This window comes from Kribbella sp. NPDC026596, assembly GCF_040638415.1.
GTDB lineage: Bacteria > Actinomycetota > Actinomycetes > Propionibacteriales > Kribbellaceae > Kribbella.
Genome location: NZ_JBEZYF010000118.1, coordinates 1 through 14,672, shown reverse-complemented (window position 1 = coordinate 14,672; position 14,672 = coordinate 1). Strand labels below are relative to the sequence as shown.

Here is a 14,672-nt window from a genome sequence, read left to right as displayed (position 1 = left end):
CGCCGCTGTTCGTCGGCTTCGCGAACGAGATCATGCCGATCCAGATCGGCGCCCCCGATGTCGCGTTCCCGCGGCTGAACATGTTCAGCTTCTGGCTGTTCCTGTTCGGCGGCCTGATCACCATCAGCGGGTTCTTCACCCCGGGTGGTGCGGCCGACTTCGGCTGGTTCGCCTACGCCCCGCTGTCCAACGCGGTCCGCTCGCCGGGCATCGGCGGTGACCTGTGGATCATGGGTCTGTGGATGGCCGGTCTGGGCACGATCCTGGGTGCGGTCAACTTCGTCACCACGATCATCACGATGCGCGCACCCGGTATGACGATGTTCCGGATGCCGATCTTCACCTGGAACATCCTGGTGACCTCGATCCTCGTGCTGATCGCGTTCCCGATCCTGGCCGGCGCGCTGCTGATGCTGGAGGCGGATCGAGCTCTAGGGGCTCACGTCTTCGACGCCGGGAACGGCGGGCCATTGTTGTGGCAGCACCTGTTCTGGTTCTTCGGGCATCCAGAGGTGTACATCATCGCCTTGCCCTTCTTCGGCATCATCACCGAGATCCTGCCGGTGTTCAGCCGCAAGCCGGTCTTCGGCTACATCGGCCTGGTCAGCGCGACGCTCGGTATCGCGGTGCTCTCGGTGGCGGTGTGGGCACACCACATGTTCGTCACCGGCGCGGTGAACCTGCCGTTCTTCTCGTTCATGACGTTCTTGATCGCGGTCCCGACCGGGGTGAAGTTCTTCAACTGGATCGGCACGATCTGGGGCGGATCGGTGTCGTTCGACACCCCGATGCTCTGGGCGATCGGCTTCCTGACCACCTTCCTGTTCGGTGGTCTGACCGGCATCATCCTGGCCTCGCCGGCGCTGGACTACCAGCTGTCCGACTCGTACTTCGTGGTCGCGCACTTCCACTACGTCGTCTTCGGCACGGTCGTGTTCGCGATGTTCGCCGGGTTCTACTTCTGGTGGCCGAAGTTCACCGGCCGGATGCTCGACGAGAAGCTCGGGAAGCTGCACTTCTGGTTGCTGTTCATCGGCTTCCACACCACGTTCCTGGTGCAGCACTGGCTGGGTGTCGAGGGCATGCCGCGGCGCTACGCGTCGTACGGCGCCAACGAGGGCTTCACCACGCTGAACGAGGTGTCCAGTGTCGGTGCCTTCATCTTGGGCCTGTCGATGCTGCCGTTCTTCTACAACGTCTACAAGTCGCGCAAGTCGCCGCAGGTAGGCGTCGACGACCCGTGGGGCTGGGGCCGGTCGCTGGAGTGGGCGACCAGCTCGCCACCGCCGAGGCACAACTTCGAGCGGCTGCCGCGGATCCGGTCCGAGAGCCCGGCGTTCGACCTGCACCACGCGGACCTCGCCCTGGCCGAGTACCCGGACAACCGGGCCGGCAAGGACAACTTGCTGGACGCGGGTGAGGACCAGGGCCGGGTCGAGCATCTCGAGGAGATCGCCGGTACCGAGGCCGAGGGGAAGGACAAGGCGTGAAGATCGAAGCCTGGGTCTTCGGGATCCTGAGCGTGTTCGTGCTGGTGGTCACGCCGATCTACTGGCTGATGTCGGAGGACCCGACCGGGACCACCGCGCTGGTGATGACGTTCTTCCTGTCGCTGCTGGTGGCGTTCTACCTGAGCATCACCGCGCGCCGGATGGACGCCCGGCCGGAGGACCGCAAGGAAGCCGAGATCGTGGACGGAGCCGGTGAGCTCGGCTTCTTCCCGCCGTACTCGTGGTGGCCGCTGTGGTGCGCGCTGACGCTGTCGGTCGTCGTGCTCGGTATCGTCTTCGGCTGGTGGCTGTTCATCGCCGGCTGCGGCCTGGGCATCGTCACGCTCAGCGGCTTCATCTTCGAGTACTACCGCGGTGACCACGCCCACTAGTTGAGCGTCGTACGAAAAACGCCGTCCGGGAACGAACCGGGCGGCGTTTTCGTGCGTCTTTAGAGATGCCACCGGTAACGGACCGTTGTGGTCCGTACCACTCAGGTGGCGGTGCGTTGCCAAAGGTCTGTCCGTACGACGGGTTACCCTGGCGGCGGTTTGACGAAACAGGGGAGAGCTGGGGAATGGTGAGCGGTTCGGTGAGGAAGCACGGCCTTGCCGTGGCGGGGATCTGTGTGCTGCTGCTGGCCGGTACGGCGTGCAGCGACACGGAAGCGGGCGGGAACAACCCCTCGACACCCGGCGCGTCGACGACACAGGGTGGTACTCCGGGCGCTTCGACCACCCCGGGAGAGTCGGCCACGCCGTCGCAGGATCCGGCCGAGGCGGCCATCTCGATCGTGCCCGCCAGGGGCGCCAGTTCGGCGCAGCCGGACAAGCCGGTGACCGTGTCCACCTCGACCGGCAAGCTGAGCGACGTCACGGTGAAGGACGACGACGGCGACAAGGTCGACGGCAGCTTCAACACGGACAAGACGAAGTGGACCTCCACAGACCACCTCAAGCCCGGCGCGTCGTACACGGTGAGCGGCTCCGCCGAGGGCACCGATGGCGCATCCGTGCCGATCAACTCGACCTTCAAGACGCTGAAGGCGGCCAAGAGCCTCAAGGCCTCGGTCGTCCCGCTGAACGGTGAGACCGTCGGCGTGGCGCTGCCGATCCAGATCTACTGGAACAACCCGGTCAAGGACCGCGCGGCCGTGGAGAAGCGGCTGAAGGTGACCACCTCGGTCCCCGTCACCGGCACCTGGCACTGGGTGAACAGCAAGCAGGTCAACTACCGGCCGATGAACTACTGGCCGGCCGGCACCAAGGTGACCGTCAACATCGACACCCAGGGCGTCAACGCCGGCAACAGCACCTGGGGCTCGAGCAGCCGCAAGATCGCCTTCACCATCGGCCCGTCGGTCGTCAGCAACGTGAACGTCACGAAGCACACGATGACCGTGACGATCAACGGCAAGCTGGCCCGGAGCATCCCGATCACCGCCGGCAAGGACGGCTTCACCACCCGCAGCGGCGTGAAGGTGATCATGGAGAAGTTCACCACCAAGCGGATGGACGCGGCGACCGTCGGCATCAAGCCGGGCGACCCGGAGTACTACAACATCAGCAACGTGAAGTGGGCCCAGCGAGTCACCAGCTCCGGTGAGTTCATCCACGGCGCCCCGTGGTCGGCCGGCAGCCAGGGCAGCGCCAACGTCAGCCACGGCTGCGTCGGCATGAGCCTCGCGGACGCCCAGTGGTACTTCAAGCAGACCCTGCGCGGCGACCCCGTGATCGTCACCGGTACGACCCGCCACATGGAGCCCGGCAACGGCTGGACCGACTGGAACACCACCTGGGCCGCCTACAAGGCCGGCTCAGCTCTCTCCTGACCGCCACACACCGACGCGACCCCCTTCCCACATGCCCGTGGAGAGGGGGTCGCCTCAGTTGAACAGGTGTTTGGTCAGGGCGGGGACGACCTCGTCTGCGTGCAGTACAGGCAGCGAGTGGTGGGTGGCGGAGTCGAGGCGTACGACGGTCGCCGTCGGGTTCAGGGTGGTGACGCGCTGGGTCAGCTTGGCGGGGTTCTGGCTCTTGCTGCGGCCGGCGACGAAGACCAGGGGAGACGGGCGGAGGTTCCGCAGTTGGTCGTCGGTGGGGCGCTTGGTGCGGACGAACGGGGTCGAGGGCTGCTTGGCGGCCAAGCCGGCGAGTTCCAGCCATCCCGGGTCGACGGGCAATCCTTGGGTCTCCCAGCGGAGGAAGGACTTGGTGCGGTCCTGCGAGGGGCGCAGCAGGCTCGGCAACGCTCGCAGGACGTAGGGGAGCCGGAGGCCGAGGTAGCTGTCGGTGGGGTCGAGGAGGGCGAGCCGGTCGACGCGGTCCGGGTGCGCGAGGGTGTAGGTCAGCGCGATCCAGGAGCCGTAAGAGTGACCGCAGAGCGCCGTCTGGGCGATCCCCAGGCCGTCGAGGGTGTTCGTGAGCCAGGTGTGTAGGTCGGCCGGCGTCGTCGGCTTCTGCCCGGTGTTGGTACTGCGTCCCGCGTCGACGATCAGGTCCACGGCGTACACGCGGTGGCGGTCGGCGAGGCGTGGTGCGACGGCGAACCACACCGATGACGTCGCGCCGTACCCGGGGAGCAGTACGACGGGTGGGCCGTCGGCCGGACCACACGCGTTCACGTGCGTGGTGCCGAACTCGTCGGCGAGCTCGAGCTGCTCCACCGGGACTTCCCAGCGGGCGAGGAGGGCGTCATACGCGTCCTGGAAGGTCATGACGCGAGAATAGCTCACTCAGTGAGGTAAATTGCGGGGTATGCGTGAAGGAGTGATGCCGGCCGACCCCGAGCGGGCGGCGGCGCTGGACCTGGTGCACCGGTTGCGGGACGTCGCGCTGCGGCTCGAGCTGACGGTGGGCGAGTTCGCCCGGACGTCAGGTCTGCACGGCACCGACGTACGGGCGCTCGTCCGGCTTCTGGACGCCGAACGGGCTGGTGTGGAGGCGACGCCCAGCTGGTTGGCTCAGCAGCTTGGAATGACCTCTCAAGCGACGACGGCCGTCATCCACCGCCTGGAGGCCGCCGGGCACGTCGAACGCCTCAGAAGCCGCTCAGACGGCCGCAGCTCCCGCCTTCAGGTCTCCGATGCCGCGATCGACCTCGGCTGGCAGTTCTTCGGCCCTCTCCTCGAGCGCCTGATCGCCACCACCGAAGCACTCGACCCAGCCGAGCAGATCCTCGTGAAGAGCTACCTGACCGCGGTCTCCGAAGCCCTCGGGTAAGCGAAAAGGCCCCGGCGTGATGCCGGGGCCTTTCGCTTAGTGCAACGCCGTGCTGGTACGACGTCAGGAGCGGTCGCTGGTGACCTCGCGGTAGGTCTCCGTCTCGCTCGTCAGGTCGTGGATCTCGTCCGCGTCGTGACCGTGCTCGTGGGCCGCTTCGAGCTCCTCGGCGGTCGGCTTCTGCACCGCGTCGGCGTAGTAGAAGCGGGACAGCCGGGCGCGCAGCTTGTTCAGGGCGCGGCGCGGGGCGCGGACACCGTTGTCGTCGGTCTCCGGTCCGGGGTCGAACGGCAGGCGCCGCTCCCGGGCGGTGAGCTCGTACGCCTCGTTCGTCCCGATCGGCTCGTGCTTCTCGGTGTACTTGCCCTCGGGGGAGCGGACGATCACACCGGTCTCCAGGCCGTGCAGCAGCCGGTCGTTGTCGGCGCGCTGCAACGAGATCGCCACCCGCCGGGTGACCCAGAACGCCAGCACCGGGCCGAGGAAGATCGCGACTCTGAGGAACCAGGTCACGTTGTTCAGCGACACGTTGAACTGAGTGGCGACCAGGTCGTTACCACCACCGATCCACAGCAGGGCGTAGAAGGTGATGAAGGCGGCGCCGATCCCGGTCCGGGTCGGCATGTTGCGCGGCCGGTCCAGCAGGTGGTGCTCGCGTTTGTCCCCGGTGATCCAGCCCTCGATGAACGGATACAGCGCGACGAGGGTGACGAACGCCGGTGGCACGATCAGCGCCGGTATGAGCAGGTTCCAGCTCAGCGTGACGCCCCAGAAATGCGACTCGAATCCGGGGAAGATCCGGACCGAGCCTTCCAGCCAGCCCATGTACCAGTCCGGCTGGGATCCCGCCGTCACCTCCGCCGGGTTGTACGGCCCGTACAACCAGACCGGGTTGATCTGGAGCAGCGCTCCCATCAACGCGGTGATGCCGAAGACGACGAAGAAGAAGCCGCCGGCCTTGGCCATGTACACCGGCATCAGCGGGTAGCCGACCACGTTCTTCTCGGTCCGGCCGGGGCCCGGGTACTGCGTGTGCTTGTGGTACACGACCAGGAACAGGTGCACCGTGACCAAGGCAAGGATCAACCCCGGTATCAGCAGCACGTGGATGGTGAAGAACCGGGAGACGAACTCGTCGCCGGGGAACTCACCGCCGAAGATGAAGAAGTTCAGGTACGTGCCGATCACCGGCGACGCCTGGATCATGCCGTTGGTGATCCGCAGACCGGTGCCGGACAGCAGGTCGTCGGGCAGGCCGTAACCGATGAAGCCCTCGATGATGCCGAGGAACAGCATCGTGAAGCCGATCACCCAGTTCAGCTCACGCGGCTTGCGGAACGCGCCGGTGAAGAAGATGCGGAGCAGGTGCACCATCATCGCGGCGATGAACAGCACCGCCGCCCAGTGGTGGATCTGCCGCATCAGCAGACCGCCGCGGATGTCGAACGAGATGTCCAGCGTCGAGGCGTAGGCCTCGGACATGTGCAGGCCCTTGAGCAGGCTGTACGAGCCCTGGTACTCGACCTCGGCCATCGACGGCCGGAACCAGAAGGTGAGGAAGATGCCGGTGAGGATCAGGATGATGAAGCTGTAGAGCGCGATCTCGCCGAGCATGAACGACCAGTGGTCCGGGAAGACCTTGCGCAGGTTCTTCCGGCCGATCTTGCCGATCCCGAGGCGGTCGTCGAGGTACTTGACCGGAGGCGGAAACTGTTTCGTGTCTGACACTGGTGTCACCCTCGTTCCCAGAAGCTCGGGCCGACCGGCTCGGTGAAGCCGCTTTGTGCGACCAGGTAGCCCTCGCTGTCCACCGCCAAGGGTAGCTGAGGCAGCGGACGGGCCGCGGGGCCGAAGACGACCTTGGCGCCGTCGGCCAGGTCGAAGGTGGACTGGTGGCACGGGCAGAGCACGTGGTGGGTGGTCTGCTCGTACAGCGAGATCGGGCAGCCGACGTGGGTGCAGATCTTGGAGTAGCACAGGATGCCGTCGACACCCCAGTTCTCCCGCCCGGGCGGGGCCTGGATCTCGCTCGGCTTGATCCGCACCACGATCACCGCGGACTTCGCCTTGGCGTTCTGGTACGCGACCGGGCTCGCTTCCTGCAGCGGCGCCAGGTTGGCGGGCGCGGCGTTGACCAGCTGGCCGATGACCATGTCGGAGGGCTTGATCGGGCGGTCCGTGACGTCGTTGACGACCCGGATGCCCTTGGCCCAGATCGTGTTGTACAGGCTGCGACCGGGCAGCGGACCGAGGTCACGCAGCAGCACGATGGCCGGTAGGCCGAGCAGGCCCATCGCCGCGAACAGCGAACGCCGGATCAGCTTGCGCCGCGTGAACCCGGACTCCGCGACACCCTGCTGGAAGGCCTCGGTGATGTCGGCGATCTGCTCGGGCGTGGAGTGGGCGTCGTGCCGGTCCTCGGAGATCTCCTCGTCGACCATCAACTTCTTGGCCCACTGGATCGCGCCGGCGCCGATCAGGAACAGGGCCAGGCCGAGGCACAGGCCGATGATCATGTTGTTGGCGTTGCCGGACAGCGGGCCGAACTCGAGCACGGCGTCCCGCTTGATGGCGAAGTACGCCACGCAGGAACCGAGCGCGAGCAGGCCGGCCAGCGTGAACATCGTCGCGACCTGGCGCTCGACCCGGTCGGCGGCCTTCGGGTCGATGTCGGTGATGCGGTACTCGTGCGGCTCGATACCCGGGTCCGGGATCGGCTCCGCCACCTGTACCTGACTGTGCTCCTCTTCCGCCCTGACAGCGGGAAGCTTGTCGTCGCTCATTCACGTCCTCGCTTCGCTCCGGGCGCGAATGAGACACGCGGCGCACTGTGCTTGATGGTGATCTCGCTACGCTCGTTCACTCGGCCTTCGCTCCCTTGGCCCTGACGCCCTTGGCGCCGATCCACACCGCTACACACACCAGCAGGCCGATACCGACCAGCCAACCCCATAGTCCTTCAGAGACCGGTCCGAGCCGGCCGAGACCGAAGCCACCCGGGTCCTTCTGCGCCTGCAGCGCCTTCAGGTAGGCGATGATGTCGGCCTTGTCCTGCGGCTGCATCACCTGGTCGGAGAAGACCGGCATCTGCTGCGGGCCGGTCAGCATGGCCTCGTAGATGTGCTTCTCGCTGACGCCCATCAGCGACGGCGCGTACTTGCCGTTCGGCAGTGCGCCGCCACGGCCGGCGAAGTTGTGGCAGGCCGTGCAGTTCGTCCGGAACAGCTCGCCACCACGGGTGACCTGCTCGTCGGTGGCCTTGCTCACGTCGTACGACTCCTGCGCCGGGACGGCCGGGCCGGGGGCGAGCGAGGCGACGTACGCGGCCAGGGCCTCGATCTCCTCCTGCGTGTACGCCGGCGTCTTGCGCGGGATCTGCGCACCCGGCTGCATCGCGGGCATCCGGCCGGTGCCGACCTGGAAGTCGACCGCGGCCGCGCCGACGCCGATCAGCGACGGGCCGGCCATCTTGCCCTCGCCGTTGCCACCGCCCTCGGCGTTCAGGCCGTGGCAGCTGGAGCAACCGACCGCGAAGAGCTTCTTGCCCTCCTCGATCTGCTGGGACTGGGCCGAGTTGTCCGCGACCGCGTTGTCAGGGGCGAAGGCGGCGTACGCCGAACCCACTGCCAGGAGGCCGAACAAGAGCACGACGAGGCCGGCTGACCGGTGCCGTCGACGTGCGGAGAGGAAGCGCGCCGGTGACAAGGAATGTCTCTTCTCACTCATTTGAGCAGGTAGATGGTCGCGAACAGGGCGATCCAGACCACGTCGACGAAGTGCCAGTAGTAGGACACGACGATCGCCGAGACCGCCTGTTCGTGGGTGAACTTACGAGCCATGTACGTCCTGGCCAGGACGAACACGAAAGCGATGAGACCGCCGGTCACGTGCAGACCGTGGAAGCCGGTGGTCAGGAAGAAGACCGATCCGTACGGCGACGACGAGATCGTCATGCCCTCGTGGACCAGCTTCGCGTACTCGGTGACCTGACCGGCGATGAAGACCGCGCCCATCACGTACGTGAGGATGAACCACTCACGCATGCCCCAGGCACGGACGTTCGCCAGCGAGCCGCTCCGGCCCACCTTGCCGTGCTCGGCGGCGAACACACCGGCCTGGCAGGTGAACGACGACGCGACCAGGATGAACGTGTTCACCGAAGCGAACGGCACGTTCAGCATCTCGGTCGACGCCTGCCAGAGGGTCTCGGTCCCGGGAGCGGCGGAAGCGGTCGTCACCGACCGGATCGTGAAGTACGCCGCGAAGAGGGCGGCGAAGAACATCAGTTCGCTCGAAAGCCAGACGATCGTGCCGACACTGACCATGCTGGGACGGTCGTGGTGTCCGTGTTCACGAGACGCTGGGAGCGCAGTTGCAGTGGCCACGCGGTCATTATGTCGGTCCGCCTGTCCAGAGCCACGACCACCCCCGTGCATGTCGCCGAACCGTTGTTTCTACTGTGGAAGCGTGCTTCCCCTCCACGCCACGCCGGGCGACCAGATCGAGCCGTTCACGCCGCTGCGGTTGCTGACGGCCTGGACCTTCGAACCGGTGTTACTCGGTGTGATCGTCGTCCTCGGCGCGCTCTATCTGTACGGCGTCCACAAGCTGCGCAAACGGGGCGACAAATGGTCCCGGGCCCGGACGTTCTCGTTCGTCGGCGTGGGGCTCGGAAGTGCGGTGATCGCGACCCAGTCGGCGCTGGGCACCTATGACACGGTGCTGCTCAGCGTGCACATGGTCCAGCACATGATCCTGTCGATGCTGACGCCGCTGGCGATGGCGCTCGGCGCGCCGATCACTTTGGCGTTGCGCACGCTTCCGCAGCGTCCCCGGAAATGGTTGCTCTCCGTATTGCATTCGCGGGTCGCGAAGGTGCTCTGCTTCCCGCTCGTCGGCTTCACGCTGTTCGTGCTGAGCCCGTGGGCGCTCTACTTCAGCGGCTGGTACGAAGCCACCCTGCACTCGACCGTGTTGCACGACCTGCTGCATCTGCACTTCATCCTGGTCGGCGCGCTGTTCTTCTGGCCGCTGCTCGGGATCGACCCGGTGCCGGGGCGCGTGATCTACCCGTTCCGGCTGCTGCTGATCTTCCTCACACTGCCGTTCCACGCGTTCCTCGGCATCACGATCATGTCCGCGAACAAGCTGATCGCCGAGGACTGGTACACGAGCTTCGGCCGGTCCTGGCCGCCGTCACCACTGCATGACCAGTACATCGCGGGCGGCCTGCTGTGGGGCTCGGGTGACCTCGTCGGCGTGGTGTTCTTCGCCGTACTGTTCGTCCAATGGGTGCGGGAATCGCAGCGGGAGGCCCGTCGCGAGGACCGCCGGCTGGACCGGTTGGAGGAACAGGCTCGCCGGGCCGGACAGACGCCCCGGTAGCATTCCCCCTGTTGTTCGCATGTCCTTTCGTACAGCCACAGAACTTGGGATGGATCGATGAGTTCAGAGCGTCCGCTGAAGGTGCTGGTCTACAGCGACGACCGTACGACGCGGGAGTCCGTCCGGCTGGCCCTGGGTAAGCGGCCGGCCGCCGATCTGCCCGAGCTCGAGTACGTCGAGTGCGCGACCGAGCCGGCCGTGATCAAGACCATGGACAAGGGCGGGGTCGACCTGGCCATCCTGGACGGCGAGGCCGTTCCGGCCGGTGGCTTGGGGATCGCCCGGCAGTTGAAGGACGAGATCTTCCAGTGCCCGCCGGTCCTGGTCATCACCGGCCGTCCGCAGGACGCCTGGCTGGCGACCTGGTCGCGGGCCGAGGGCGCGGTCTCGCACCCCATCGACCCGATCCGGATGGCCGAGGTCACCGCGGACCTGCTCCGCCAGCGCCTGGCCAACCTCCCCGCCACCACCGCCTGACCACGCATCATGGCTGTGCTTTGGGCCTCGCCTCCGGCTCGGCGGGTCATGGGGCTTTACTCCCGGCCTTCCCTCGTCGCTCCAGTCGCTGCGCTCCCTCCGCTCCTCAGTCCAGGCCGGGAGGCCCCATGACCGACTACACCTGGCCGCAGGTGCTCAATCCGTTGTTGCGGCGTGAGGACCTGGAGGCCGCCGCCACCGCGTGGGCGATGGAGCAGATCCTGTCCGGTGCCGCGTCGCCGGCGCAGCTCGCCGGGTTCGTGATCGCGCTGCGGGCCAAGGGCGAGACGGTGAGCGAGGTCGAAGGCTTGGTCGCGACGATGCGTGACTTCGCCGGGCGAGTCACGGTCTCCGGCCGGACGCTGGACGTGGTCGGGACGGGTGGTGACCAAGCACACACAGTGAACATCAGCACGATGTCAGCGATCGTCGCGGCCGGAGCCGGCGCGAAAGTGGTCAAGCACGGCAACCGTGCGGCCTCGTCGGCATGTGGTGCGGCCGATGTCCTGGAGGAGCTGGGGATCCCGCTCGATCTCACCGCGGCGCAGGTCGCCGAGGTGGGGGAGCGGGTCGGGATCACGTTCTGCTTCGCCTCCGCGTTCCACCCTGCGCTTCGGCATGCCGCAGTACCTCGGCGTGAGCTCGGCGTACCGACGACGTTCAACCTGCTCGGCCCGCTGGCGAACCCGGGCGACCCGTCGGCGCAGGCCGTCGGCGTCGCGGACGAGCGGATCGCCGGCCTGATCGCCGGAGTGCTCGCGCGACGCGGGATCGACGCGCTGGTCTTCCACGGTGATGACGGGCTCGATGAGCTGACCACGCGGACGACGTCGAAGGTGTGGAGTGTCGGCGGGGGATCGGTCGAGGGTCCGTTCACGGTGGATCCGCGGGAGCTCGGGATCGAGCCGGTGTCCGCGGATGCGCTGAAGGGTGCGGACGCCGCGTACAACGCGAAGGTCGTACGGGCGTTGGTCGACGGTGAGCCGGGTGCGGTGCGGGACGTCGTACTGCTGAACGCCGGGGCGGCGCTGGCGGCGTACGAGCCGGAGCCGGGAGACGTGACCAGCCGGATCCGGAGTGGGATGGACCGGGCCGCGGAGGCGATCGACTCGGGCGCGGCGAAGGAAACGCTGGATCGGTGGATCGCTGCCTGCGCCGAGGTGCGCGGCTGACGCTTGCTGACGTGACGGAAGGGCCGGCGGGGATGTCCCCGCCGGCCCTTTGCGCGTTTACTTGTTGATCTCGATCTGGCTGACCTTGGAGCGCCAGACCTTCTGCCACGCGGGCGTGGACCCGGCGATGTCGGCGATCGACACGGCCGCCGTGCCGTCGCCGCGATCGATCACCGCGACCATCACGGTCGAGAAGGTCTCCTTGACGCCGGGCTGGCTCACCGCGACCTTGGCGACGAGCTCATGGCCGGGGTGCCCGCCGACGGTGATCGCCTTGTGGGTGGTACCGGGCAGGACCTTGACGTCCTTGGTGTACAGGCCGATGATCGCCCGCGACCCCACCTGCACCGTGGCCTCCTTCAGGCCGGCCGCGGTGTTCTTGTACGGGATGTCGGGAGGCAGTTGGCCGAAGCTGGTGACGTTGCCCCACTTCGCGCCCTTGCCGTCGTAGTTGTTGTGCACCGTGAACCAGATCGCGGCGCCGCCCCACAGACCGGTCTCGTCGGAGTAGTTGGTCCAGGCCGAGCTCATGATCGGCATCGAGTCGTTGTTCGCGGCAACCATCTCGGTGCCGAGCACCTTGCCGACCGGTGTCGGCGTCTCGGACGGCTGCACCGACGGGCTGACGGTCTCGATCGGAGCCTGGTTACCGGAGGGGAGCGCGACCGGGGTGACCGCGTCGGCCTTCGTCCAGATCCAGCCGACACTCAGCCCGGTGGTCGCCAAGGCCGCGATCACCAGCACAAGCGCCCCGATCAGCCGCGCCTTCGTCCCAGAATCCATCGGCGGCTTCCCGCCACCCTTCGCCTCCCCACCAACAGCCAACCGCTCCCCAAACCCCATCTGCCCACTGTGTTGGGCCGGCCGACCGTCCTGCTGCCCATACCCCGCCGACTGCACCGCCCCATACACCTGCTGCCCATGCTGCGTCTGGGCATGCTGCCCCTGCCCATACTGGCCCTGCTGCCCCTGGCCTGGCTGAGGCTGGCCCGGCTGGGACTGCCCGTATTGCGGCTGGCCGTGTTGGGGGTGGGTCGGCTGCTGCGGGTAGGCAGTTGGTTGCTGAGGGCCCCACGTCTGCTGGCCTGGCTGCTGACGACCCTGCTGCTGGCCGCCGTGCTGCGGCCGATGCTGCTGCGCTCCCCACATCTGCTGCCCCGCCTGCTGCTGACCCTGCTGCGCAGGCGGCTGTTGCGAACCTGCGTGCTGCTGCCCTGACTGCCGCGGACCCGATTGCTGCGGGCCGGTCTGTTGCGGACCTGAGTACTGCTGCCCCGCCTGCTGCTGCCCCGACTGCTGTGGTCCGGGTTGCTGCCAGCCGGTCTGCAGGTTCGGCCGCGGCTGCTGCTGGGGCACGGCGTGTTGAGGTGCCGAGTGCTGTGGCGCCGCCGGGGGCTGCTGGCCGGGCTGCTGCTGGTACGGCTGCGGCTGGCCGGGCTGCTGTCCCGGGTATGGCGTACCGGCTGGCTGCTGCGACCCGGCGGAGTGGGACGGCGCGGCCGACGGTGGAGGCGGCGGCGCCGGCGCAGGCGACTGCCCGGACAACGCATCCGCCGAACCACCCACCGGGCTCGCCGGATACGCCTGCCCGGGACCGCCGTACCCGGGTGCCTGTGCGGGACCGCCGTACCCGGGTGCCTGTGCGGGACCGCCGTACCCGGGCGCCTGTGCGGGACCGGCGTACCCGGGTGCCTGTGAGGGACCGGCGTACCCGGGTGGCTGTGAGGGACCGGCGTACCCGGGGGTCTGGGCGGGACCGCCGTACCCAGGGGCCTCTACGGGACCGCCTTGCTCGGGGGGCAGCGGTTGGCCGACTGGGTTGGGTGGCTGTTGGTGGTTGTCGTACTGCGGGGGGTTACTGCCTCCGGGTGGTGGGGCGCTGTGCCGGGCGGACCGGGGCGGTTGTGGGGTTTGGTCTTCGTTCTCAGCCAACGTTGATTCCCTTGTAGGCCTGACTCTCGGCCGCCCTCAGATCCGGCCGGGTGTTGGGGATGTCGCTGATGTACGCGACTGCAGTGCCGTCACCGAGGTCGAAAACGGCCACAGTCAGGGTAAGCACTCGGGCGGTCACCTTGGCCGAGTTCGCGGTCACCGTCTGCTGAAAGAACCAGCCCGACTTGTCCGACCGCTTCACCGCACCGTTGGCGATGGTCTTGAACGTCACCGGGATGTCGCCGTACAGGTTGGTCCGCAGCTGGATCGACAGCGCCGCCGCGGTCGCCTTCGGGTCGCCGTTGAACCCCGAGCCCGTGCCGAGCGCGCCGACGAAGATGTCGGCGTACCAGTCGTTCTTGCCGTCGAACTTCTCCTGCAGCACGATGTACTGCCCGCTCGAGTTGAGCAGTTGCGGTACCAGCCGCTTCCGGTCCGACCATGGCGCCGTACGGCGGGGGAACGAGATCGCGTCGGACGAGATCCGCGCGCCCTCGTGCAGCTTCGGGTTCTTCGACTGGCCGGGCTTGGTGCTGCTCTGACCCGTCGGCTGGTTCGTCGGCTGACTGCCGGTCGGCTGCGCGGTCGGCGTACCGGTGGGCCGTGGGTCCGCCTTCTTGTCGCCCGGGTTGACGATCAGGAAGATCGCCGCCACCACCAACATCACCAGCGCAACCACGCCACCGACGATCAACGGCATCTTCGCCCCGGAAGGCCCGCCCCCGTCCCCAGCTCCCTTGCCCTTCTTCTCCCGCTTCCCCCCACGCCCAGCCCCACCCGAGCCAACCTCCTGCTGCTGTCCACCCCAGGCCTCACCCTGCTCACCCCAAGCCTGCGCAGTCTGCTGCCCCCCACCCCAGTTCGCGCCGCCGTTCTGCTCCCCAGCACCGTTCCCCTGCCCAGCCCCCCAACCCTCACCGGCGGTCTGCTGCCCACCACCCCAAGCCTCACCGGCGGTCTGCTGCCCCCCACCCCAAGCCTCACCGGCGGTCTGC

At 67.6% G+C, this 14,672-nt stretch carries 15 protein-coding genes and 1 pseudogene; 9 read left to right on the top strand and 7 right to left on the bottom strand.

Features of this window, described 5'->3' with window-relative positions; genetic code table 11:
* The 3 genes from AB0E63_RS44985 to AB0E63_RS44975 all read left to right on the top strand — a co-directional run.
* A partial coding sequence (locus AB0E63_RS44985; protein ID WP_360380630.1) for a cbb3-type cytochrome c oxidase subunit I occupies positions 1-1,490 on the top strand: 1,490 nt, incomplete at its 5' end.
* Positions 1,487-1,882: a cytochrome c oxidase subunit 4 gene (locus AB0E63_RS44980; protein WP_360380628.1), complete on the top strand. Its 396-nt coding sequence runs from the start codon at positions 1,487-1,489 to the stop codon at positions 1,880-1,882. The genes AB0E63_RS44985 and AB0E63_RS44980, both read left to right, overlap by 4 nt.
* 200 nt (positions 1,883-2,082) lie before the next feature.
* A complete protein-coding gene (locus AB0E63_RS44975; RefSeq protein ID WP_360380626.1) occupies positions 2,083-3,321 on the top strand; it encodes an Ig-like domain-containing protein in 1,239 nt (412 codons plus the stop codon).
* A gap of 54 nt (positions 3,322-3,375) precedes the next feature.
* Here AB0E63_RS44975 and AB0E63_RS44970 read toward each other — a convergent pair whose 3' ends face one another.
* Complete coding sequence (locus tag AB0E63_RS44970) at positions 3,376-4,206, bottom strand: alpha/beta fold hydrolase (protein ID WP_360380623.1); 831 nt, start codon at positions 4,204-4,206, stop codon at positions 3,376-3,378.
* Between the two features lie 40 nt (positions 4,207-4,246).
* Here AB0E63_RS44970 and AB0E63_RS44965 point away from each other — a divergent pair, with 40 nt between their 5' ends.
* A complete protein-coding gene (locus AB0E63_RS44965; protein ID WP_360380621.1) occupies positions 4,247-4,711 on the top strand; it encodes a helix-turn-helix domain-containing protein in 465 nt (154 codons plus the stop codon).
* A gap of 63 nt (positions 4,712-4,774) precedes the next feature.
* On the opposite strand, the gene AB0E63_RS44960 is transcribed toward AB0E63_RS44965, so the two are convergent.
* The 4 genes from AB0E63_RS44960 to AB0E63_RS44945 all read right to left on the bottom strand — a co-directional run bounded on the left by AB0E63_RS44960 (position 4,775) and on the right by AB0E63_RS44945 (position 9,096).
* Entirely contained in the window at positions 4,775-6,448 is a 1,674-nt protein-coding gene (locus AB0E63_RS44960) for a ubiquinol-cytochrome c reductase cytochrome b subunit (RefSeq protein ID WP_360380618.1), read from the bottom strand.
* A complete protein-coding gene (locus tag AB0E63_RS44955; protein ID WP_360380615.1) occupies positions 6,445-7,494 on the bottom strand; it encodes a Rieske 2Fe-2S domain-containing protein in 1,050 nt (349 codons plus the stop codon). The genes AB0E63_RS44960 and AB0E63_RS44955 overlap by 4 nt, the downstream gene beginning before the upstream one ends.
* A gap of 76 nt (positions 7,495-7,570) precedes the next feature.
* Positions 7,571-8,437 (bottom strand): cytochrome c, encoded by an 867-nt coding sequence (locus tag AB0E63_RS44950; RefSeq protein ID WP_360380613.1) that lies wholly within the window; start codon positions 8,435-8,437, stop codon positions 7,571-7,573.
* On the bottom strand, positions 8,434-9,096 hold the full coding sequence (locus tag AB0E63_RS44945) for a heme-copper oxidase subunit III (RefSeq protein ID WP_360380610.1): 663 nt from the start codon (positions 9,094-9,096) through the stop codon (positions 8,434-8,436). The genes AB0E63_RS44950 and AB0E63_RS44945 overlap by 4 nt, the downstream gene beginning before the upstream one ends.
* A gap of 82 nt (positions 9,097-9,178) precedes the next feature.
* On the opposite strand from AB0E63_RS44945, the gene AB0E63_RS44940 reads away from it, so the two are divergent.
* From AB0E63_RS44940 to trpD, 3 genes are all read left to right on the top strand, one after another.
* Complete coding sequence (locus AB0E63_RS44940; RefSeq protein ID WP_360380607.1) at positions 9,179-10,096, top strand: cytochrome c oxidase assembly protein; 918 nt, start codon at positions 9,179-9,181, stop codon at positions 10,094-10,096.
* A gap of 57 nt (positions 10,097-10,153) precedes the next feature.
* Positions 10,154-10,573: a hypothetical protein gene (locus AB0E63_RS44935; RefSeq protein ID WP_360380604.1), complete on the top strand. Its 420-nt coding sequence runs from the start codon at positions 10,154-10,156 to the stop codon at positions 10,571-10,573.
* Between the two features lie 128 nt (positions 10,574-10,701).
* On the top strand, positions 10,702-11,745 hold the full coding sequence (gene trpD / locus AB0E63_RS44930; protein ID WP_360380601.1) for an anthranilate phosphoribosyltransferase: 1,044 nt from the start codon (positions 10,702-10,704) through the stop codon (positions 11,743-11,745).
* A 57-nt stretch (positions 11,746-11,802) separates the two neighbouring features.
* On the opposite strand, the gene AB0E63_RS44925 is transcribed toward trpD, so the two are convergent.
* Positions 11,803-12,588: a hypothetical protein gene (locus AB0E63_RS44925; RefSeq protein ID WP_360380598.1), complete on the bottom strand. Its 786-nt coding sequence runs from the start codon at positions 12,586-12,588 to the stop codon at positions 11,803-11,805.
* A 78-nt stretch (positions 12,589-12,666) separates the two neighbouring features.
* Here AB0E63_RS44925 and AB0E63_RS44920 point away from each other — a divergent pair, with 78 nt between their 5' ends.
* Positions 12,667-12,963 (top strand): hypothetical protein, encoded by a 297-nt coding sequence (locus AB0E63_RS44920; RefSeq protein ID WP_360380596.1) that lies wholly within the window; start codon positions 12,667-12,669, stop codon positions 12,961-12,963.
* Positions 12,964-13,119: 156 nt separating this feature from the next.
* A complete protein-coding gene (locus AB0E63_RS44915) occupies positions 13,120-13,443 on the top strand; it encodes a hypothetical protein (RefSeq protein WP_360380593.1) in 324 nt (107 codons plus the stop codon).
* Positions 13,444-13,669: 226 nt separating this feature from the next.
* Here the strand turns inward: AB0E63_RS44915 and AB0E63_RS44910 are convergent.
* Positions 13,670-14,672: pseudogene (locus AB0E63_RS44910) on the bottom strand (hypothetical protein); the annotation flags it as partial.

Excerpts from the sequence above, each read along its gene's own strand:
- AB0E63_RS44925 (WP_360380598.1), bottom strand. The coding sequence starts at position 12,588 with ATGGGGTTTGGGGAGCGGTTGGCTGTTGGTGGGGAGGCGAAGGGTGGC.
- AB0E63_RS44965 (WP_360380621.1), top strand. The coding sequence starts at position 4,247 with ATGCGTGAAGGAGTGATGCCGGCCGACCCCGAGCGGGCGGCGGCGCTG.
- AB0E63_RS44920 (WP_360380596.1), top strand. The coding sequence starts at position 12,667 with ATGCTGCGTCTGGGCATGCTGCCCCTGCCCATACTGGCCCTGCTGCCC.
- AB0E63_RS44955 (WP_360380615.1), bottom strand. The coding sequence starts at position 7,494 with ATGAGCGACGACAAGCTTCCCGCTGTCAGGGCGGAAGAGGAGCACAGT.
- trpD (WP_360380601.1), top strand. The coding sequence starts at position 10,702 with ATGACCGACTACACCTGGCCGCAGGTGCTCAATCCGTTGTTGCGGCGT.
- AB0E63_RS44935 (WP_360380604.1), top strand. The coding sequence starts at position 10,154 with ATGAGTTCAGAGCGTCCGCTGAAGGTGCTGGTCTACAGCGACGACCGT.
- AB0E63_RS44950 (WP_360380613.1), bottom strand. The coding sequence starts at position 8,437 with ATGAGTGAGAAGAGACATTCCTTGTCACCGGCGCGCTTCCTCTCCGCA.
- AB0E63_RS44970 (WP_360380623.1), bottom strand. The coding sequence starts at position 4,206 with ATGACCTTCCAGGACGCGTATGACGCCCTCCTCGCCCGCTGGGAAGTC.